This is a genomic window from Fulvivirga marina (assembly GCF_016775155.1).
GTDB lineage: Bacteria > Bacteroidota > Bacteroidia > Cytophagales > Cyclobacteriaceae > Fulvivirga > Fulvivirga marina.
In genome coordinates this window covers 1-21919 of record NZ_JAEUGD010000045.1, presented here as the reverse complement: position 1 = coordinate 21919, position 21919 = coordinate 1, and the positions used below count along the sequence as shown (strand labels likewise).

Sequence of the window (21919 nt, the reverse complement as noted above, 5' to 3'; positions counted from 1 at the left end):
TGAACGTAGTTATATAGCTGTATAGAGCTTCACTCAAAGTAGGCGTGCGGTGTTTTTCCAAAACGAGATTCATATAGCTTTGAGAAACGAGTAACATGATCTATGCCTACAGAATAAGCTACAGCTGTAACGTTATTATACCTTCTCATCTCCAATAGTTCGCGGGCCATTTGCAGCGCTATTTCTTGTTGGTATTTTTTAGGAGATAGCCCGGTTATCCTATTTATTCGTCTTCTAAACTGACGCTCACTCAAGTGAAATTGATCAGCCAGCTTTGAAATTTTAAATTCTTTATTTTCTATCTCCTGTCGGATTATAGACTCTACCTGTTGTATCCAGGTGACATCATAGCGGCTGATAGGTATAATATCATTTTCTTCTTTTTCGCCAGAAATGTCATGCTCAATAGCAACTAATACCTCATTTGTCCGCTCTTTACGCACTTTATATCTCGTTAATAAATTATGTGTACGAGCCAGTAACTCTGCTGATGAGAAGGGTTTAGTAAGGTAGTCATCCACTCCATTAATGAGGGCTTCAAGTTTGCTATCTTCATAGTTAAGTGCAGTTAATACTATTACAGGAATATTACGGTGCAGATCACTGTTTTTTAGATGTTTTAATAAAGTATGGCCATCCATTTCCGGCATCATAATATCCGTAATAATCAGGTCTATTTCATGGTTTTGGAGAGTCTGAAGGGCCACTTTACCGTTTGTTGCTAAATGTGTTGTGTACTTATCATTTAGCAATCCCCGAATAAACTGTTGCATATCTGTATTATCTTCTACGATAAGTATATTTTGACTCTTTTTATCTGTTGTGATTAACGATGTTGAGTTAGCCATATTTGTACTTTCTTCCTCACCATTTAATATTATATTTTTCGAGGTAGAAGGATCCGCCGTCACATAGGGTAAATTGAGGGTAAAAGTACTTCCTTTCCCTACCTCGCTTTTTACCGTTAATTCTCCCCCCATTAGCTTAGTTAGTTCTCTGGCAAGGGCAAGTCCTATTCCCGTACCTCCTTGTAAAGGGGCATCAGGTTGTTGGCCTTGATAAAAACGCTCGAAAATATAGGGTAGATCAGTAGAAGCAATACCATGCCCCGTATCACTTACTCGGATGAGCATACGGTCGTTTTCCTTTGAAGCTATTATCTGGATCTCTCCTTCAGGAGGTGTGTGCTTTAGGGCATTTGATAGCAGGTTATTTAAGATCTTCTCAAATTTTAATGCATCAAGCTTTAACCATCCATCAGGCAATTGATCGAAACATGTTGAATACAAGACTCCTAGATGAGAAGACAATGATTCGAAATTTGAGCCTATCCATTCGAGCAATGGCTTAATTGCCACCGCTTCATTCTGCACTTCAAGTTTGTTACATTTAAGTTTGGAAAGATCCAAAATGTCATTCACAAGCCCCTCCAAGTGTTTGCTATTGCGCTCTACCAATTGTAATGTGTTTAAAGTTGAAGGTTTAAACTTATTTCCTGTCGAATTTAGCAAACTCTGGACCGGACTGCTGATCAGCGTGAGTGGTGTGCGCAATTCATGAGAAATATTAATAAAAAACCGTGATTTGACATGGGAGAGCTTTTCCAATTCAGTTTTTTGATGTGCAATTTCCTTATTCTGTTTATGCAAAATTGCATTAGCCTGTTTCTTGTTGTTAAAATTGTAATAGAATGCGGCTGAAATAGCCAACATAGCTAGTAAAACATTAATGATGAGATATATTAAACGTCTTTGTTTCTCCAGTGCCTTCATCAGCTCAGTGTCTTTTTGTTGTTGAGCAATTTGTTTTTCCTGATTTTCTTTTTCAAAAGCATACTCCATTTCCTTTTGGATCAACATCATTGACTTAGTGGCATTAAACAGAGAGTCATTATTTACATGAAAAATGTTAAATGCTGCAAAAGCTTTTTCTAATTGACCTTGTTGCTTATACATTGGATACAGAAAGGAAGCCACTGTTTTAAGTGATGATCTATTTTGAACACTATCCGCATAAATCATAGCCTGCTCAAAATGCATCAGCGCTCTTTTGGGCTGATTTTGCCCTAACCGGAGTTTCCCCATTTCAATATAAACCTCAGCCAATACACTGATATCCTTACACTTATCCGCTTGCCTTTGGGCTTTAATAAGATAATGAAATGCTGAATCTGTTTGGCTAAGTGCCAGGTGGACGTTTGCGATGTTTAAAAAACATGTACTAAAACTGCAACTATCCTTCAGCAGCGTATAGCTTTTGAGAGCTTGAAAAAAATACTTCTTCGATTTTTGATAATCTCCTGCCTTTTTTAGCAACGTCCCGATTGAATGTTGAATTTTGGCAGTTCCTGCACTATATCCTATATGTTGATAATGCTGTAATGCTTTTTGTTGATAATAAAATGACTTTTCATGATTACCCTTTGCGCGGTAGGTGTCAGCTATAAGCCCATAAAGTTTGGCTATTCCTAATGTATCATTCAGTTCATCAAAGCTCTTTAGCGATTTATAATAAAAATCAAGTGCCTTGGAAAACTGCATCCGTGACATGTACCAGCTTCCTATATGTTCTGTTTCGCTTCTTATGAATTTGAAATATTGCATTTTCTGAGCTGTAGCAAAGGCTTGATTGAAATAATAGAAAGCAGAATCTTCCTTCCCTTGCTTCAGGTGAATATGCCCTAATTTTGATGAGGAAAAAGCCAGTTTCTTTTTATCATCATATAACAGTTGAGACTCCAAACCACTCCGATAATAAGAGGCTGCTGCAGAATAATTTCCCCGATTATCTTCAATTACACCTATAGTTGTTTGTATCAAAGACATCCGCCGGGTATCATTAAGTCCTTCTGAAACCTTTAAGCTCTTTTCAAAGTATTTTAGGACTTCATTATAATTCGTTTCAAATTTGTGGTCCTTTGCAATACCACTGAGTATGGCCAAAATACCCTGTTTATCTCCTGACTCTTTATAAACTTTCAGTGCTTCCTGAAGGCTATAAATAAGCTGAACATCGTGGCGTTTAGGTTCATTGACATCCCCTAAACCACCAAGTATAACGGGTATTATATCTTTGTCTCCCCTCTCCAGGTAGGCATAGAAGGTCTGCTCTAGTAACGATAATGTTGCATCATAATAAAGACTATCTACCTTGTTTTCACTCTTACAGTAGACTGAAGTCCATAAAAAGAGTATTGGCAAAACATGTAAGAAAGTCTTTGTAAAAAACATTTTATGCATAAAAACTTTGTTTATACCTATAATTAATGTTCTCTTTTTTTAAGCATTGACAGTTTACTTGAAGGCAACTGACACGTGTTATCATTCATATGTCTTAGAATTACATTTGCATCTTTTTGAATCTTTACACAACATTTAGACAATGAACCAGCCTATCAACTGAAAACTTAACATTTGCAGTGAAATAGTTTTTTTTAATGTTTCAGACATGGAAGATTAAAATGCTTTCCCATAATCAAAAATGGAGAAATAGGATAATATTGCAGATGTGCCTTTTTGTTTAAATTTTCAATTTAATTATTGAACACTCAGGCTATACCGGAAAAGGAGGGTTCATGAAACAGGAGTATTAAGTTGAGTTTTCACTTTTAAACTATCCTATTTTGGGGAGTGCTTACAGCTACCATTGAGGTTAAATAATAATAAGGCATTTTCTATAAAGGACTGCAGTTCGGATTTAACAATTAGGACGTTCGTGGTACATTAAAGTATCCTGCTAATACGCATACCTTGGTGTGGTCTTTCTTCCAGTGAAACGTGGTTGTTTTTTCTACTGACTGTACATCCACTTTTATTTTTAAAATAACCTGTTGTAATATCCTAAGTTAGTATCTACATTTGCGCAGCGGTGAGATATCCTAAAAATCATATTGCCAGTGTCTTATTAGTTGTGGTATTGGTCAGCACTTTGAAGACATCTTTTATTTATCTCGATTTTCAACTTAACAAAGATTTTATTGCTAAATTTCTTTGCGAAAAACGAGATGAACCGATCACCGTTTGTGGGGGTAAGTGCTACTTGGGAAAGCAACTTAAAAAAGCTCAGGATACGGAGAATGATCAGAAAACGCCAACGTCCGCAAAAGTGCGGTTCGAAAATCTGTATACCGTGGTTGATTTTCAATTCAGCCCCCTGGCACAATCCACTCTGCTAAGCCAAACCTTCACTCCTTATCAAACCATTCACTCCTCCGGGCATCTGGCTCAAATATTCCACCCACCCCGGCTTGTATAGTTCTTATTTTCTATCATTTCAGTTCAAGGCTACCAGTTTTGTTACCCGGCAAAAGCTTGAATACGGATACACGAATGTCTGTATAGCTCACTAATCGTATCAACTGACCCGGCATACCAACGCTTTCATAGTAAGCCCTGCCTTGTACATAAATGATCATTTTTCTTTAATCAGTCATTTTACAATGCCCATGGCTCCAGTAGTATGTACTATCGGTGATCATGGCCATATTTAAAAACTAACAAATGAGAATTATATTTTTACTAGCACTTTTATTAGTCGCCATAACAGGCTATACCCAATCCCCAGTTCAGGGAACAATAACAGATGAGCAAACAGGTGAAGCCCTACCATTTGCTTATATAACCAACCTTACAAGTCAAAAAGCTACCGTTACCGATATTCAGGGGCGCTTTACCATTGAAGCCCAGCCGGAAACAGACACCCTACAGGTAAAAAACATGGGCTACATCACTCAAACCGTTCTGGCTAAAGACGCGCAGATCGTGAGACTGCAAACCAGTGTTTTGTCTCTTAACGAAGTAGTGGTAAGCGCCAACCGGGAGCAAGAAAAACGTACGGAGGCACCGGTGGCAATTTCCAGCATTTCTGCCAAAACCCTGGGAGATAACAAACCCACCACCATCGACCAGGTGCTAAACCAGACGCCGGGCGTGTATATGGTAGATCTCGGCAATGAACAGCACACCATGAGCATTCGCAGGCCGATTGATTACGGTGCCTCTTACCTCTACCTTGAGGATGGGTTGCCCATCAGGACGTCAGGGGTTTTTAACCACAATGCCCTTCTGGAAATAAACATGGCCAACGTTCGTAATATTGAAATTATCCGGGGCCCTGCCTCAAGCATCTATGGCAGTGAAGCTATAGGAGGAGCGGTGAATTTTATCACCCAAAAGCCCTCCTCCCATCCCACAGCCGGGATCAGCATTCAGGGTAATGATATTGGCTACAAGCGTACTGATTTTTACGCCTCCAACACATTCGATAAAGTAGGTATACGTGTAGCAGGTTACTATGCCAACCAGCAAGATGGCACCCTGGCTTACAGCGATTTTGACAAGCTGGCACTTAGCCTTACTGCCAATTATTATATCAGTCAGAATACCGAACTGGTATGGAGTACTGCTTTTATCGATTATTATTCTGATATGTCAGGATCGCTGGACAGTGCAGATTTTTATAGCAAAACTTACGGGTCAAACCAGACTTTTACCAACCGGCAGGTAGATGCCTTACGTACCAAACTGGCATTAAACCACTACTGGAATGACGTTGCTAAAACTACAGTAACTGGTTATTTCAGGAACAACTCAGTTAAACAGAACCCATCATACCGGGTAACTGATGATTTTAAGCCTTGGATACCCTCCGGAAACCCTAACTTGGCCCATGGAGAACTTAACGACAACAGCTTTGAGAGCTATGGTATAATTGTACAGCATAAGCAGGAGTTTTTGTGGATGAATAGCAGCCTTATCAGCGGTGCAAGTGCCGACTACAGTCCTAACACCTACAAAGCCAATTACATAGAAATATTTAAAAATGAAGAAGGTATTTACGAGTCATTTACAGAAACAGACAGTGTATTGGCCGATTACAAGATCGATCTGGTGAATACTGCTGCTTACCTTCAGGGCAAGATTGAACCGGTAAGAGACCTAAGCTTGATTGCTGCTTTGCGTTTTGATCAATTCAATTATCATTTTGAAAATGCACTCGACAGTAATGCTTATACTGCAGTACTGGATGGCAGAAACTCCTTCAGCCGTGTCACTCCCAAGATAGGGGTTACCTATGACCTGAAAAATAATCGAGGACTGTACGCCAATTATAGCCAGGGATTCGTCCCACCGCAAGTTGGCGAACTATACCGGGGCAATAAAATTCCAACCTTAAAGCCGGTATATTATTCAAGCTACGAAGTAGGTGGCTGGATGGCCTTTGCCAATGAAAAAGCACGAGTTGAAGCCACTCTTTACCGTATGGATGGTCGCAATGAGATTATATCAGTATTGCAGAATGATGGATCTACTATCCGCCAAAATGCAGGCAAAACCACTCATCAGGGGATAGAATACAATTTGCAGTTCCAGCCGGTTGATGAATTAATGTTCAGGGTAAGCGGCACCAATGCACTACACAAATTCCTTGACTATGAAGAGTCAGGAACTGACTATGCTGACAAACGAATGCCACAGGCACCCGAATGGATTGCCAATGCACAAGTCACTTACAAGCCCCAGTACCTGAAAGGACTCAGGGCCAGCGTGGAATGGCAGCATATAGATGGGTACTATATGGATGCCGGTAACACCAGAAGCTACGAAGGGTATAATATTTTCAATGTGCGGCTGGGTTATGAATGGAAAGCCTTTGAGATATGGGGCAACATGCTGAATGCTACCGATAAGTTGTATGCTACTGTAGCAAGAGCCAATAAGTGGGGCCAGACCTATTCGACAGGCAATCCCCGAAACTTCAACGTTGGGCTGGCATATAGATTTTTCAAAAGATAAGAAACTGCCGTCCCCTTTCGGGACGGCCTTTAACGAAATAAAAATGAACAAAAACCTACCTTTGCATCAATGGCTTTGGAAGTGGCACTTTGTCGCAGGCATTGTTTCCTTGCCTATAGTGATCTTATTGTCAGCTACGGGTGTTATGTACCTGTTCAAAGATCAATACGAAAAACCCTTGTATGAAAAGCTGCAGCAAATACCAGCACAAGAGCAACATATAAGCTACCAGCAACAATGGGCAATTGCCAGAAAAAAAGCACAAAAGTCGCCAAATTTCATAATCTTACCAGAATCAGCTACACAAGCTACTGAGTTTGTATCAGGCCGTTTTTCGGACAAGTCCAGCTTATTTGTCAATCCTGTTGATGGTACTGTCAAGGGGGAGCTAATCGTGAAAGATACTGACATGTACATAGTACGCAAACTGCATGGTGAGCTACTTACGGGTAAGTATGGAACCAAAGTCGTAGAACTGGTGGCCAGTTGGATGGTAGTTCTGATCCTTACCGGGCTCTACATCTGGTGGCCAATGAACGGCTGGAAACTGAAGGGCTTTTTCACTATCAGGACAAGGGGCTCCAGGCGAATAATGTACAGAGACATTCATGCGGTTTCCGGCTTTTGGTTTTCTCTTTTACTGCTGCTGGTACTTGCAGGAGGCTTACCATGGACGGATGTATTCGGAAGTAACTTCAAGTGGGTTCAGGAGCAAACCCATACCGGCTACCCCAAAACCTGGGATGGAAGAGCCTTGTCTTCTAAGATCAGTGGCACACCGCTCACCCTTGATGATATGGTCAATACTGCCAGGCGCCTGGACCTCAAAGGCGAAGTAAGCATTCATTTGCCCCAATCAGCGGGGAGTGTTTTTAGTATCTCAAATCGCACCAGTGAGTTATCAGCCATGCGAGTAGCTCATTTTGATCAATACTCAGGAAAGCAGTTGCTGGCACACACATGGTCAGACATTGGGCCGTTCATGCAAGCCCGCTTATGGGTAATGGCCTTTCATCAGGGAGAGTTTGGTTTATGGAACTGGTATCTGATGCTATTTGTTGGATTTATGCTGCTGGTCATGAGCATTTCAGCTATTTATTCCTACTTGCTGCGAAAACAAAAAGGACAATGGAATACTCCAAAAGTGCCAGCACATTTCAGGGTGGGGAGTGGTATTATTGTTCTGGTCGTACTTTTAGGAGTAGTACTACCTCTGTTTGGTACAAGTGTCATACTTATAGCCTGCTACGAGTGGTATTCAAAAAGCAAAAGGAACAAAAAGAAGAGGCTGGAGAACATGCCCATTGAAAACGTAACAACTTATTAAACAAACTAACGCTTATAAGTTATGGAAAAACGTCAATTTTTAAAATTAACAGCGCTGGTGGGTACAGGTACCGCATTACTTTCTGCCACCCCGTTTTCAGCGGCTCAACCGGCGGAAGAAGAGAAGTTCACTCTTCCCGACTTGGATTATGCGTATGATGCATTGGTGCCATATATTGATGCAGAAACCATGCGCATCCATCATTCGAAGCACTTTCAGAGCTATACCGATAAACTCAATGCGGCAATCAGCGGCACTACGTATGCGGATTTGTCCATAAATGATATTCTTAAGAATATAGAAGCTTCGGATACGGCTATTCGCAACAATGGTGGAGGATATTACAATCACCGGCTTTTCTTCGAAAGCCTTTCTCCCAGTGCTAAGCCGGCTCCGGAAGGCAATTTAAAAAAAGCTATAAAAAAAGCCTTTGGTTCAGTAGAGAGTTTTCAAAAGCAATTCTCTCAGGCTGCTGGTGGGGTTTTCGGTTCCGGTTGGGCATGGCTGACAGCCAGTGAGCAAGGGCAATTGTCCATTACTACTACTCCCAACCAGGACAACCCACTGATGCCATTTGTAAATGAAAGAGGCTATCCGCTAATGGGTATTGATGTGTGGGAGCATGCCTACTACCTGAAATACCATAACAAAAGAACTGAATATATAAATGCCTTCTGGAAGGTATTGAACTGGGGTTTTGTTGAACAACGGTTTAATAAATTATAAACTAAACATTATGAAAACAGTAAAATACATGTCATTGGCCTTTGTGATACTGGGTCTGTTAAGCTGCAATAACACTGAAACAAAAAAGGACAATGCTGAAGATAAAACTATAACCAAGGCGGAAGAAACCTATAATGAAGCCATTAAAGTTCACGATGAGATCATGCCTTGGATGGACCGGATCCAACAGATAAAAGATGAGCTACAACACCTGAAGGATAGCATACCTCAAGACTCCGTGCAGATAGACCTGCATATCCAAAAACTGGAAGATGCTGACAAGGCCATGATGGCCTGGATGCACGGGCTAAAACAGTACCCTAAAGATCATTCACCCAATCATCATGACCATGGAGAACATAACTCAAAAATGGACACGACACTTGAAATTCATATGAGTCAGAAAAAACAAATAATAGAAGTTAAGCAAATGATGCAGGATGCCATGAAAGAAGCAGAGGATCTCATTCAGATTAAAGAATAAACTTATGGGGTGAGGGTTGTTATATTTAATCTTAATACCCCCTTGGCAGGAATTCAAATTCAAGTAATTACCTGAATATTAATTACTTAATAAATAAAGTGTGATCTTATTGTAAGAAGTGAAGAACCTTCTCGAACCCTACCTCACCAAATAAGTGACTGATTCATAATAAGAAAGGCAGCCGATTCGACTGCCTTTCTACGCTGTAGCGGGAAAGAGACAAATATCAAACTTTTTACTGGCTGATTCGGCCGCTATCGTGTTTTTTGAAAATCTGACATGGCAATATCACCTTAATGAAATTTTTTCTGCAAAATAAAGCACAATCAGGGACCGGTTGCGCCATAGGAAGGATCTCTTCATAGTCCGCTAAGCTTTTACATTGCGATGCAAGAGAAATGTAAAATCATCCAATTATCCAAGATTTATAAAAAGTTGTGGGGGGTCATTCGTTTCACAAGCCTAAAGGTATAAAAACAAAAAGCAGCTCAAAGGCTGCTTTTAAATTGCTGTAGAGGGAGGATTCGAACCTCCACGGAGCGGTTAGTACTTAAAGTGTTATTGGATACTTTATAGAATTTATCCCGTGACCTCCACCCCCGAGACCGGAGGGCATGTCTGCCAGTTTCATCACCCTACATTGTATTCGATCGTTATCGATAGTTCAAAGGTAATCAAACGCTCATTTAATTCAAATTTTCACAAAGTTTTAAGCATATATTTATGTACTTTTTATTATTTACGTATTTTAATTAATTTATTTACAATATTGATATATTAACCAGACGTGTTTTTATGAAATTAACAATACGGGTGTAGGTCTGTCGTCCTGTTTGAGGCATCTGGCGGTTTAGAACCATCTGGCTAATTCGGTTCGAATAGTGCCAGTGATTTCGGTTCAAACTGTGCCAGTCAGACTTGGCCGTAAGAGGCCAAAACAGTTCGATTTGTGCCAGTGATAACGGTTCAAATAGTGCCACTTTGAAAGATCAAGTTTAACGGGCTATATCACAAATAAAACGATATGGCCAATACCCTTGATCCAATGGACATCAAACAAATAATCACCCTGCATCTGGACGGTTTAAGTAACCGTAAGATTGGCCATACACTGGGCATATCCCGTAACACGGTCAATAATTACATGAAGCTCATCAACGCTTGTGACCACTCCCCAATCTGGTCTTAGGTTTAGCGTAGCGATCCTAAGACCTAAAATGAAATAGGGCGTCCACCCGGGCTAATTCATTGATGTTATCTTTACAGCATGAGAAGAAAGTATACCATTCGGGATCAGCACCCCAGGTATTTCGTGACATTTTATACTACATTCAATAATTGAGCGGACGCTCAAAATAATACAGGGTGTATCATTAATTATCACAGTTTTTGATTTTTGGGGTTTGTTATATAAAATTATATTTTCAAAACTGCACTATCTTTTAAAAACCATTCTTTTCCATTAGAGGCGATTTTAGTAGATTTTCCCACAAGATGTCTCTCTAATTCTTGAGTTAATTTTTGAGTAACTTTAGTTCTACTATTTATGTTTAATGCCAAATCTCTAACATCAATAGTACCCCAACCAATATCATCTATTCTTCTAAAATAAATATTCAATTGTCTTAAAACTTCAGGATAACCTATTCGATATGTTCCGTTAGATCCTGCTGTAGCTCCTAGTGGTGATGGATTACCTTTTTTAATTCCTGATACTGTTCTTGTCAATGACGCTGTGTCATATTTGAAATCTGTAATTTCAGCTTCAAATTCAGTTTGAGAAATTTTATCATTAAATATTTGGTTCGTGAAATTAATGTCTATTGCAGATAATCCTTTTTCATTTTCAAATGGTGTAAAATTCACTACGTAGCATTTTCTTTCAACCCAATCAGTATAGTAATAATCTTCAAGGTTTTCTGTGAACTTTTTCTTTTCCATTATTTGCGATATATGAAAGAACCTCTTAATCTGCTTACTATCCTTAAGAAATCCGAAGCCTTTATCTTCAAAATATTCAATGATAATTCCTTTCATGGAGATTTTCCTTATTGCACATAACGACCAACTAAAATGAGTATGCGCCCCAGTTGCTAGATGCACTTAGACTTCTAGTTTGCTGTGACTTTTCAAAGTGCTTCGTACGCATATTCATTTTTAGTGTTTGTTGTGAGGAGTTTTACAGATCTATTTCTTCACTTTCGTCAATCTGAAGTTTGACACCATGCTTCTTCAAGAATTCGTCTGTTTTCTTATCAATTTCATCATATATTTCTATTGAATCTAAATCAAGGGATTCAATGATTTCGGATTTAAACTCTTTTATTTCTTCCTTGAATTCCCAATTTTGAACATCATCAGAAGCGTATCTAGCAATTCTGTCCATTACCCGAGCTCCCGCGGAGAGTGTTCTCTCGCTAAAGGTAGCCACCGAGTGTAGCAGAGAAACAAAATGGGTTTCTGATAGAGGTTTGGTTGACTCGGTTATATCAATAAATTTAGCCGGTGTAGTAACATGTCCATTGTAGATTTCAGCTTTTGAAAAGGAGATAAGCGACTTATCATAAGTAAGTACAATCCAATGTTGATTGGAATTTATTATTTGGTCATTGGTATGCTTCAAAGCCCAAATATCATGTTGAATTAAGTGCTTCGGCTTTTCTAGCTTGTGGTCATCAAGTTGAAACATATATTCCTTCTCAAAATCAACACAGTCATCTGCTGAGAATGTTGGGACATGAACAAAATCAACACCAGAGTTATTGAGAGTTGTTTGTAGATCTGTCATAAGAGACCTGATCCAATCTTTAACATTTTTTCTTTCAGATTTAATAGCTGGACTGAATGTTGACAGGTATTCAATTAATGTATTAGGAACTTTTTTTCCTTGACTTTTGAGTCCATAGTAATTTGCGATGAACGCATTACTTGAAAATTGAAGCTCCTTCTCATCTATATCGAAGTACATATATTTCCTAGCTCTCAATAGATGTCCTGCACATTCATTAATATAAAAATACGGAATGCATGCTTTTGCACCTATTTCATTAATTCTATTGATCGCCTTTACGCTCAGATTAAAAAATCTGTTAACATATCCACTGTACAATTGAGAACATATAAAAGGTATAGCCACAGACGGTTCGATCATTACATCGAACTCGTTCCACCTGTTTGCACCAAGTGCTTTTGATTTTGAAATTGGATCTGCCCCTTCAAGAGCTAAATACATCGAAGCTCTGGTTATTTTATTGATTAATGGATGGCCAGTGGCAATTTCTAATAAACTAACTATTGCTTTTTCAACATCTTTTTTTTGTACTCCATTGTTGATGAGATAAGATCTAATCTTGTTCGTACTGTCTCCACCAACTTTGTATAGTGGATGAGCAACCAAACTGATTTTAAGGTCTTCGAGGTTTGAAATTCGGTCAGAAATAAAAGCTTCAGCGATCCAAACTGAAACTTTTTTGGAATCTTCAAAAGTCCATTCAATTTGATATTCATCTCTTAGAAGGTCTGTCTGAGCACTCGTTAAAGTATTTAACTCAGCCTCATAAATTCTCTTCCTTGATATTACATCGTTATTGGCATTATCAGCTAACACGATTTGTTTTTGATCATTCCATTTGAGTTTCTCATTCCCAAACAGCCCACCTATGCGTTTTTTGATCAAACCATTTTCCACGGCATTATCAATTCCCAAAAACTTTAAAGCTTCAGATTCCAAATCATCTTCAGACAATGGACTCTTTTCAGATAATATGAATAATATGGTGTCATCGTAGATACCTTGTTTAAGGTCTTTAGAGTCCTTAGAAAACATGGAATAGGAATGCAGGGCCCTTTCGCGAAAATCCGGACCTTTGAGTTTATGATCCCTAGGTAGAGGATAATTTAGTTTATCCAAAAAGGAGTTAAGCAAATTTTCATTGATTATAAATCCTGCTAACACAGTAGGGTTGAAAACACTAGCTGTGATTCCTAATTCATTAGTAATATCTGCTTCAAGCTTTCTGGACTCAATTTCATCTAAGTTGTAAGTGGGAACGTAGTAAAAACTCTCTACACCAAGTTTATCTAAAGCTTTTTTTGAGTCTCTATATGCCTTTCGTTTAATATCTGTTTTTTGCGTGGTTAATTGATAGGCGACTTTTCTTCGCTTGCCTTCCTTATCAATACCTATAAAATCAGTTCCTCCATCATTTTTACCATCAACATTGATTGCATGAAAATTGAAGACATTGTTGAATATGAGTTGGCAAGCAACGTTGAATTGGTGCTTACCGAGCTTCACAATATGATTAGTTAATGTCTCTTGATCCATTTCTGCGATTTGATTAATTCCTCACAACGTATGAGCAAAGTGCATGCACTTTACTTGCTATACAGCTGTTAAATTATAATTATCTGACAAACAAATGTTTATCCACTTTTAAATACTTACAAACGACTACAAGCGGGTGTAACAACCACTCCAATATACTAACTTCTACCGGCAACTCCATCTAAAACTTTCCCAATGCAACTATACACTTTCTAAAGGTTCCATTTGCAAAGAACTTTTAAAGATAATTCAGCTATGATCTTGTTGTCAATACCCAACCTTGGGTATTTTTTACGAGACCTACTGCTAATAATCAAAGAGAATTCTCATAACACCAAATATGCTTCCACTCAAAATAATATAAAAAATCGAAAGTAATTTTAAACAAAAACATTAAACCGCAAACTTTGGCATGTAATGTTTCTGCCCAAAGTTCAAATTGACACTTCAATTCTTATTTGTAAACGTTACCGCTTACGGGCATCATAGAGCAGAAACACTTCCTCCTATTCCTGCGCAAACATCAATCAAGGGGATAACTTACAATTCTCTACATAAAACTTAAATAGAGACGTTACAGAGGTAATTAAGCATTGAATATAGCTTATTTATTGAAGCATTATCAGGCTATACTTGTCTAACCTAAAATCAATGCTATGAAATCACGAACATTATTAACCATTGCTGTAGTAACATTCTCAGGGTTAGTTTTTTCGGCTTGCACAGATGAAGCCGAAAACATTATTCCACAGCCCGTAAATACTGATGAAGCTGCAGCAACAATTGGCGACGGGACAAAAGATGCCGACAGGGATTAAATATCAACTTCCGGCTTAATCTTTTTCATGTAAGGTAATCGATTTAAAATTTTAGTTGCTATGGATTGATTTTGTGACTTTAGCGTTGATAAACCTCAATGCATTTAAGAATGAAATCAACCTACTACCTTCTTCTTGTTTTTTTATTGTTAGCCTGCTCCACAAAAGAAGATATAGAACCACAAAACCCTCTATCATCAGACAATGATGAGCTACAAGCTATCTTAGCTTCTGATGCCGGCTCCCAATTGAAAAAGCAAGTTCTCTGGCGTATTTATAAATTAAATAAGCAGGAGAATCCCCAGGAAGGTATGAAAGCATTAAATGATTTGCAGGAAATAGCAAGCCGTGAAGGAGATCAGTTTTACTTTGCTAAAGCGAATCATGGCCTTGGGCTATTAATGAAGCGTCAGGGCGATTATATTGAAGCTATAGATCACTATTTACAAGCGGTTAATTCGTTTGATAAAATTGATAGCTCACTCTACGTTGCGGATGACCTAAACAACATCGGAAACATTTTCGCGGAATCGGGTAACTTTGATTATGCAATACGATTCTTTGAAAAAGCTCAACAGATATATCACATAGCCGAGGACATAGAATACCTAACAATGGCAAACCTAAACCTAGCCATTTGCAGCTACTCTAAAACAGAACCAAATTATGAAAGGGCAGATGAGTATTTTCAAGAAGCCTTAGCATTAGCAAATGAACTTACAGAAGAGAGAAATGCTTATTTGAACTGGATATATAATTCAATTGGTGCCATGCACTATAAAAGAGGCAACTATGGATATGCCAAAACATTTTATTTAAAGTCACTGGATCACCTGGAACCATCAGCAGATCTTACTCAAAAAAAGTTTATTGCATTCTTCAATATAGGAGAAGCAGCTATTGGAGCTGATAATCTCACTGATGCCAATAAGTATATAGAACAAGCTATAGATTTGCTTAAGGATGGCAAAGTAGATAGCAATTCCATTCTAGGCGCAAGAAACATTGAAGCAGCTTTATTCCAGAAAAAGGGGAATTATGAAAAAGCCACCTCTATACTGGAAAACGCATTAGACATAGCCAATAAGGAAGCTATAAACCCGAAATTGAAGGAAACCCTAAAGCTGTTAAGTCATTCGTATCGGAACCTAAACAATTCTGGTAAGGCCGTTGATGCCTCCAGATATGACCGCATTCTTGCGTTGAAGGAATCGCAGGAAGTTTTTGAAAAAGAATTGGTAGAGAAAACTAATTTCAAGGCGCTGCAAGCTGCTCTAAGTTTAAAAATAGAACTGGATAATCAAATTAAGGAAAAGAAGGCAGAAATGGACAAAAAGTCTTTCTACATCAACTTAACCCTTGTTCTCGCTGTATTGCTTATTGCCGTAGCCATATACCTGAGTTACCGGGTAAGAAAAGCCTATGCCAAGTACATAAACTTCAGACACCAGGTTAAAGCTGATATGAAAGAAGCCGTAAACGTGGTAGAAAATTGGAGTGAATTAGGAGAAGAAGAGAAAATGAGGTTATTAAATGAAGTCAGGTTTAGATAAGAGAGCTTTCTAACAAAATCAAAAAGCTATTGCTTCAGATAGCTTTTCATGAAGAAAGTACAGTAGTCGACCTTGGCACGAAGCTCAATATTATTTTTCAGTACTTTTTCCATATCCTCAACAGCCTGCTCAAACTTGGTCAGCATTTCTTTGGTAATGGGTTTATCAATGTCAGCAATTGAATTTTTGGCGTAAGCAATAAAGTATTTATAGCTATCAGAAGTAATGCCATGCTCAGGGTTGTTTTCCAGTTCGTCCATCGTAAACTCCCTTTCCCCATAGTACAGCCGCTCAATAGTAACATTGAAAGCTTCAGACAGCTGAAATATGAACTCAGCAGGTATTTTAGCCCCACCCTTCTCCATCCGAAATATGGCATCTTTAGAATATAGATCCTCGCCCAGGTATTCATTAATTCTATTTGCAAATTCTAATAACGACAAGCCGTTGTCCTTCCTTAATTTGCGAACATTGTCACTTATGTTTGTGTTTTTCACTATGGGACCTAAGATTTTGTACGATTTAGTACTCTATATGCGAAAAATGAGCCTTTCCATTATAATCATTTAAAGATAATAAAAATCGCAACATAAGATAGGCCAGTAAGAATGGTTTTGGTAAAACCCTCCAATAATACCCCCTGCATGATCATTTAACTTTACTCCTGTAAGCAACAAGTCGACAGTCGCGACATATTCCATTTGCATGTTTCAATCATCATTTACCAGTAAACAGACTAACAATCAGTGGTCTTTAAAAGTCATTTTTGCTTTAATCACAAATTTTAACATTAGTATATTGCGAATATCACAATATTAGATTATGTTTATATCATGATTTTGGTATTACGCAACAATATCCAAATTCTATTCTAGCAATTTGCGATTAGTGATATGGATTTGAGCAGCTTAAGGTTTCACCGTAGCTCATTTATTTAAAAAGGGTCGGCTGAAACTCCGGGAACGGATAAGGCAAGATGGATAGTCTAGTACCAACATCAGGGTTTATGTCGCTTAGATGATTTTGGTTTAGGTTGAGCGGCAGCGGGAGGTGTGTGGGGCACCTCCCCCATGCCCTAAATCAATGATTAAACCATCATTATTTACCATTAAAATGAGCATCACAAAAGCTATAGAAAGAATAAAGCAGGCAAACCATCTCATTGCGTATGAGATTACCGGCAAACCAGCAGATTTTGCAAAGAAGCTGAATATTTCGAAAAGATCGCTGTCAAACCTGATAAGGGAAATGAGGGGAAACTTCAACGTATCGATTGTATTTGACAAAAAATTGCAAACCTATAAATACGAGGTTGAAGGCAGCATAGTCATAGCCTTTGTGAAAGACAACAAGACTAAAAATACTCTTGTCTGATGTGATTGAGTTTGAAGTCATCCGCGGGGAGCTGCAAGTGTCTCCCCAGGATGCTTCTTAATAAATGTAAAAAATATGGAAAACAATACCCCTACATGGGAGGAGTCCGTGCAGCGCTACCAGCAGTTGCTGGAAGCACTCAACCAACTTGTGCAAGATACGAGTCGCCTTGCTGAAACTTATGAAAGTGCGAATATGGATTTTGCTCAGCTCATTTATGAAAACGGCTTATACGAACTGATGAAAAAAGCGGATCAGCTAAAGACCTATGAGCGCAGCTTTGAATTTATGTACTACAGCATGAAGGGACAGGTAGAGCAGCTTCGGCACTTGCGGGAAACATTGCAATTGTTTCTAATCAAAGACCCTATAAATATTCCGACAAATTGAGTAATATTAATTGCCGCCCCTATTCTTACTACAAATAATCTATTTCACTTGTTTGATCAGAACATCGAATCAACAACAAACCTTAAATGCTGGATATGAAAAACAGAACATTACGAGCTTGCATGCTTCTATTCATCTCTACTTTATGGCTCTCCTGTACGGAAGAGCCAGTTGTAAAAGAAGAGATGAATGTAGAAAAAGTCACTTATGAAAACATCAATGCCCGGGAGGATGCTCATTTAATGAATATACTTCAAGGCTTTAACCCTTCAGGTTCCTCCAATGGGAGAACGCAAAGTTTTGATTTTGGTGAAGTGAAGCTATCAGAGGCCATAAAAGTTGAAAATCCTTATAAAGATATTGTCAGGTATTCATTGATATTATCAACAGACCCGGAAGATCCGGGCTTTGAAAATGTTGTTTTGAGAGATCATAAGGGTGATATCTATCCTTATATCACCAGATATGAGCCTGACAAGGGTTGGCTCATGGAAAAGGGCGGAGAATTTGAGACCAGAACATTTACAGGTACCTTAAAAGTGTTGGATATCAACCGGACATTGCTGGTCGAAGTCGCTTTTAACAATGGAAGAGGCATTGAGACAGGTAATTACATCAAAAAGCATGGGCGAACGGAGTGTGATGATGACGGAGGGGGTCCAACTGGCGGTGGCGGAGGAGGATCAGGTTCCGGCACCGGTGGCAATACCGGGGGCGGAACCAGTGGAGACTACGGTGGAGGTACCGGAGGCAGCACTGGTGGCGGTTCAACAGGGGGTGGTTCCACTGGTAGTGGCTCGACAGACGGAGGCACTGGTGGAGGAGGCTCCGATTGTGAATGGGGTACTACCAGTACTACAGGCGGCTTGTTCATTGATTGCAGCGCTGTAGGAATGGGTCTACATTTTTTCAGGACAGCTTGCGATGGAGGAGACTTTGGTGATATTAATTTATGTGATGATCCTGAGTTTGCTGCAACGTATTCTGATGCGTGTGAGGAGGACCCGATTGGGGTATTACCTGATAAAAAGTTAATCGCAATGATTGAGTTTTGGGAGAGTTCAAAAATTGACGACAGTGAACTAGACACATGCGTAGCTGATATAATAACAGATTTGACGGAAATTAATACTAGCTTAGGTTTTTTGCTTCACGCCATTACTGGGAAAACACCTCCGTTTAATTGGAAGGTTAAAACGGGACCTTCGTCAGGTACAGCCCAAACAGCAACTGCCTATGATAGATCAACAAAAACAGTAACTACGGCCTTTGATGTAACAAAGTTCGGTAGCTCATCTGACATATCAATCGCAAGAACAATTCTTCATGAGTCTTTGCATGCATGGTTGGTGTATTGGTATAGAGAAATACATTCAGTAGGTATAACTGAGGATGAGGATTATTCACCCTCGTATCCAGAATTGTTGACTTTATTCTCGGAAACAAATGATCTGCAAGTGTCACATCATGAATTTATTGCGGATAAATTTATTGGAGCAATAACATCTTCACTATATCAATATGCAATTTCGAAGGGACATAATGTAGAATTTGGATATATAGCTGCATTAGCTTGGGGAGGTTTACAAGAAACTGATATTTTTAAGAATAACTTTTCTTTAAGTCAGGAAATAGATATTTCAAACATAATTAATATTGAATTAAACGGATTAGATAATGACGGAAACTACAAACCTCAAAAAGGGGCCTCTGCAAATTGTCCTGAATAAGCTTTATACTGCTGTTATAGCATTGTTAGTGCTTTCTTTGCAACCGTTGGAAGTGGCAGGTCAGAAGTTAATGGGTAATTATGTTATTGAGGATCCGATTCCTGAAGTAGCTATTAAATATTCCTTTAATGAGCCTGATCGGTTTACGTTTTCCGATCATCATAGTCATAACCACTATTTTGGTCAGGGATATTATCTTATTGATGATGATCAAATTCATCTGTATTACGATAAAAATTGTGGGGGTGAATATTATTCAGAATATGAGATACTTACCTCAGTTCAGGCCAAGAAAACTAAACTTTTCTTGGTTGTTACCGATAAAAAGAAGGAGGTCGTGCCGCCTATAATCAGAGTTACTAAACCTGAAACTGGTTACAGTATTCAGGCAACTGGGTATAACACACGAATTGTCGAATTGGATTATGTCTCAATGCAGGATACCTTAAAAATTGGGTGCCCTGGTTATTATCCTCTTGAGATACCGTTGTATCAGTTTAAATCCCAAGAGGTGGTTTTTTTGATAAATCTTCAAATGGATAATAATGCGCACCCAATCAGCGGAACACATGAAAAGCGTAAGTTTAAATTAAATAAAAAGGGATTTCTTATGGAATACGAAGGGGAAATGCGCCAGTTTGTGAAGGAGTGATGACTAATTAAGTGAAGGAGATAAAGGTGAGCCGAATTGAGAAAGTGTTAAGGAAGTGACCTATAAATGAGTTAGGTTATGATTAAAATGAGCACTATGAAAAAAGCTGAAAAAGTTTTAAAACGAATAGTTATTATACTTTTTATAATTTGTGGATTGTGTATGCCATCGGTTATACTAATGGAACATAGCTCTATTACATTCGCATTTGGTGTAGTTCTAACCTTTGCTTTCCCGACATTTTTAGCATTCCTATATTTATATCTGGTGATAATAGATTATAATCGAAAGTCAACGGAAATGCTAAAAATGGTCTTTTTTATGTCAACGGTAGTCTATTTACTTGACTTTATGTATGTGAGATACACAAATGCTTTAAATGGTGCAATGATTATAATACCAGCTTTATTGAGCTTGCTAACATTGGTTATAATTGTAATATTTTCAGTTAGAAATCAAGGAAACACCTTTAAATTAATAGCCAAGGAACTGGGCTTTTTATTCTTTAGTATTATGTATACCTTTTTCGCCATTAAATTTCTGCCGGTACTTTGATATTGGCATTTATCATTCACAACATGGGCAATGGAGGCTCGGCTATTGCAATGGAACAAATTAGAGAAGGTATTATCAGGTGGACTGCCTGTTACTGAATATGAAGATTGTAACTAATGAAAAACTTATTTTATGTTATTGGTAGTTTGGGGTTTGGCTACATTTCATATTTGAATATCAAGTACGGGGGTGGTGGTTATGGCTATGGTTATTTAATAGCATATCAGCTATTAGGAAGCTTGCCATTTATAGGCTTTTGGATATACTTTCTTTTTAAGAAGAAAACATCTTTAAACATTGTTTTAAATATCGTCAGCTTTATCTTATTTACTGTTTCTTGGGTATTAACTATTTCCATTTTAAAAAGTATTAAATAATCACATTTTTGCAGGGCTTCTGCTTAATGCCAGTAGAAGCCCTTTTATTTGCGCTTTATCTGATAGTTTCTGGCCGTTTATATGGAGATTAGACCATAACTAATGAAAAACCTATTTTATGTTATCGCCGGCTTGGGGTTTGGTTATGTATCATACATGAATATCAAGTACTGGGAAGGTAGTTATGGTTTTGCTACTTTATTTGCATACCAACTGCTAGCCAGCATACCATTTCTGGGTTTTTGGGTATACTTTCTATTCAAGAAAAAAACTGCTTTAAACATTGTTTTAAGCATAGTCAGTTTTATTTTATTTGTGACATCCTGGGTGCTGACATCTACCATTATAAGTAATATTGAATAGTTAGGTTCACGAGGTTGCAACTATAAAATAAAAGACCCACTAGCGCGGAAGTTATTTCCGTGCTTTTCACATTACCAAATTCTGCATCAATTGCCGAGTCACAGACTCTAGCTTTCATGCTGCAAGCACAAGTCTAAAACAGACTTGCGCTAGCCGCACCTGTCAACTGAAGATAATATCATCGAAAGACCGAATTGGGAAGAAGTGAAAGACGTTTTATTGGGCCAAAAGCCCATCTCAGAATTAGGATGTGATAATTAAAAATTAAACAATATCAATGAAAAAAGTTGAGAGAATATTACTTAGGGTGATAGTGAGCGCTTTACTCTTTCTTGGAATAGGGATTCCCGTACACTTTTTAATGAAAGTATCATATATTAATTCCAGCTATTCGGGATTTGTAATCCCGAAGCTATATCGTAGGATTTGTAATCCGACACCCCTCAACC

20 protein-coding genes are annotated in these 21919 nt (G+C 38.4%); 15 read left to right on the top strand and 5 right to left on the bottom strand.

Translation table 11 applies throughout. The features are described from left to right. Positions 1-29: 29 nt before the first annotated feature. Positions 30-3239, bottom strand: coding sequence for an ATP-binding protein (locus JMN32_RS14865; protein WP_202857140.1), 3210 nt, complete (start codon positions 3237-3239; stop codon positions 30-32). Positions 3240-3867: 628 nt separating this feature from the next. On the opposite strand from JMN32_RS14865, the gene JMN32_RS14860 reads away from it, so the two are divergent. Continuing rightward, complete coding sequence (locus tag JMN32_RS14860; RefSeq protein WP_202857139.1) at positions 3868-4254, top strand: hypothetical protein; 387 nt, start codon at positions 3868-3870, stop codon at positions 4252-4254. A 13-nt stretch (positions 4255-4267) separates the two neighbouring features. Here JMN32_RS14860 and JMN32_RS14855 read toward each other — a convergent pair whose 3' ends face one another. Beyond that, positions 4268-4414 carry a hypothetical protein gene (locus JMN32_RS14855; RefSeq protein WP_202857138.1) on the bottom strand — a complete coding sequence of 49 codons (147 nt, stop codon included), beginning with the start codon at positions 4412-4414 and terminating at the stop codon, positions 4268-4270. 85 nt (positions 4415-4499) lie between these two features. On the opposite strand from JMN32_RS14855, the gene JMN32_RS14850 reads away from it, so the two are divergent. The 5 genes from JMN32_RS14850 (at position 4500) to JMN32_RS14830 (ending at position 10520) form a co-directional block, all read left to right on the top strand. Beyond that, positions 4500-6794 carry a TonB-dependent receptor gene (locus JMN32_RS14850; protein WP_202857137.1) on the top strand — a complete coding sequence of 765 codons (2295 nt, stop codon included), beginning with the start codon at positions 4500-4502 and terminating at the stop codon, positions 6792-6794. Between the two features lie 43 nt (positions 6795-6837). Continuing rightward, complete coding sequence (locus JMN32_RS14845; RefSeq protein WP_202857136.1) at positions 6838-8121, top strand: PepSY-associated TM helix domain-containing protein; 1284 nt, start codon at positions 6838-6840, stop codon at positions 8119-8121. Between the two features lie 21 nt (positions 8122-8142). Further along, the gene (locus tag JMN32_RS14840) at positions 8143-8847 is read left to right on the top strand and encodes a superoxide dismutase (RefSeq protein ID WP_202857135.1); all 705 of its coding nucleotides are present in this window, start codon (positions 8143-8145) and stop codon (positions 8845-8847) included. A gap of 10 nt (positions 8848-8857) precedes the next feature. Next, positions 8858-9331, top strand: a complete 474-nt coding sequence (locus tag JMN32_RS14835) for a hypothetical protein (RefSeq protein WP_202857134.1) — start codon at positions 8858-8860, stop codon at positions 9329-9331. Positions 9332-10355: 1024 nt separating this feature from the next. Next, positions 10356-10520 carry a LuxR C-terminal-related transcriptional regulator gene (locus JMN32_RS14830; RefSeq protein WP_238354487.1) on the top strand — a complete coding sequence of 55 codons (165 nt, stop codon included), beginning with the start codon at positions 10356-10358 and terminating at the stop codon, positions 10518-10520. A 227-nt stretch (positions 10521-10747) separates the two neighbouring features. Here the strand turns inward: JMN32_RS14830 and JMN32_RS14825 are convergent, their stop codons facing one another. Next, positions 10748-11368 carry a hypothetical protein gene (locus tag JMN32_RS14825; protein WP_202857133.1) on the bottom strand — a complete coding sequence of 207 codons (621 nt, stop codon included), beginning with the start codon at positions 11366-11368 and terminating at the stop codon, positions 10748-10750. 142 nt (positions 11369-11510) lie between these two features. After that, positions 11511-13658 carry a hypothetical protein gene (locus JMN32_RS14820; RefSeq protein ID WP_202857132.1) on the bottom strand — a complete coding sequence of 716 codons (2148 nt, stop codon included), beginning with the start codon at positions 13656-13658 and terminating at the stop codon, positions 11511-11513. A gap of 656 nt (positions 13659-14314) precedes the next feature. Here JMN32_RS14820 and JMN32_RS14815 point away from each other — a divergent pair. Both JMN32_RS14815 and JMN32_RS14810 read left to right on the top strand, forming a co-directional pair. Continuing rightward, positions 14315-14476, top strand: coding sequence for a hypothetical protein (locus JMN32_RS14815; RefSeq protein WP_202857131.1), 162 nt, complete (start codon positions 14315-14317; stop codon positions 14474-14476). A gap of 110 nt (positions 14477-14586) precedes the next feature. Continuing rightward, a complete protein-coding gene (locus JMN32_RS14810) occupies positions 14587-16029 on the top strand; it encodes a tetratricopeptide repeat protein (RefSeq protein WP_202857130.1) in 1443 nt (480 codons plus the stop codon). Between the two features lie 26 nt (positions 16030-16055). Here the strand turns inward: JMN32_RS14810 and JMN32_RS14805 are convergent, their stop codons facing one another. After that, positions 16056-16526 carry a helix-turn-helix domain-containing protein gene (locus JMN32_RS14805; protein WP_202857129.1) on the bottom strand — a complete coding sequence of 157 codons (471 nt, stop codon included), beginning with the start codon at positions 16524-16526 and terminating at the stop codon, positions 16056-16058. 616 nt (positions 16527-17142) lie between these two features. Between JMN32_RS14805 and JMN32_RS14800 the strand changes: the two genes are divergently transcribed. The 7 genes from JMN32_RS14800 to JMN32_RS14770 all read left to right on the top strand — a co-directional run bounded on the left by JMN32_RS14800 (position 17143) and on the right by JMN32_RS14770 (position 21470). Beyond that, on the top strand, positions 17143-17403 hold the full coding sequence (locus JMN32_RS14800) for a hypothetical protein (protein WP_202857128.1): 261 nt from the start codon (positions 17143-17145) through the stop codon (positions 17401-17403). 75 nt (positions 17404-17478) lie between these two features. After that, the gene (locus tag JMN32_RS14795) at positions 17479-17793 is read left to right on the top strand and encodes a hypothetical protein (RefSeq protein WP_202857127.1); all 315 of its coding nucleotides are present in this window, start codon (positions 17479-17481) and stop codon (positions 17791-17793) included. Between the two features lie 95 nt (positions 17794-17888). Beyond that, the gene (locus JMN32_RS14790) at positions 17889-19523 is read left to right on the top strand and encodes a hypothetical protein (RefSeq protein ID WP_202857126.1); all 1635 of its coding nucleotides are present in this window, start codon (positions 17889-17891) and stop codon (positions 19521-19523) included. Further along, complete coding sequence (locus tag JMN32_RS14785; RefSeq protein ID WP_202857125.1) at positions 19471-20175, top strand: hypothetical protein; 705 nt, start codon at positions 19471-19473, stop codon at positions 20173-20175. The genes JMN32_RS14790 and JMN32_RS14785 overlap by 53 nt, the downstream gene beginning before the upstream one ends. Positions 20176-20271: 96 nt before the next feature. Beyond that, positions 20272-20730: a hypothetical protein gene (locus tag JMN32_RS14780; protein WP_202857124.1), complete on the top strand. Its 459-nt coding sequence runs from the start codon at positions 20272-20274 to the stop codon at positions 20728-20730. Positions 20731-20846: 116 nt separating this feature from the next. Beyond that, on the top strand, positions 20847-21107 hold the full coding sequence (locus tag JMN32_RS14775; protein WP_202857123.1) for a hypothetical protein: 261 nt from the start codon (positions 20847-20849) through the stop codon (positions 21105-21107). A gap of 102 nt (positions 21108-21209) precedes the next feature. Further along, entirely contained in the window at positions 21210-21470 is a 261-nt protein-coding gene (locus JMN32_RS14770; RefSeq protein ID WP_202857122.1) for a hypothetical protein, read from the top strand. Positions 21471-21919 lie beyond the last annotated feature (449 nt).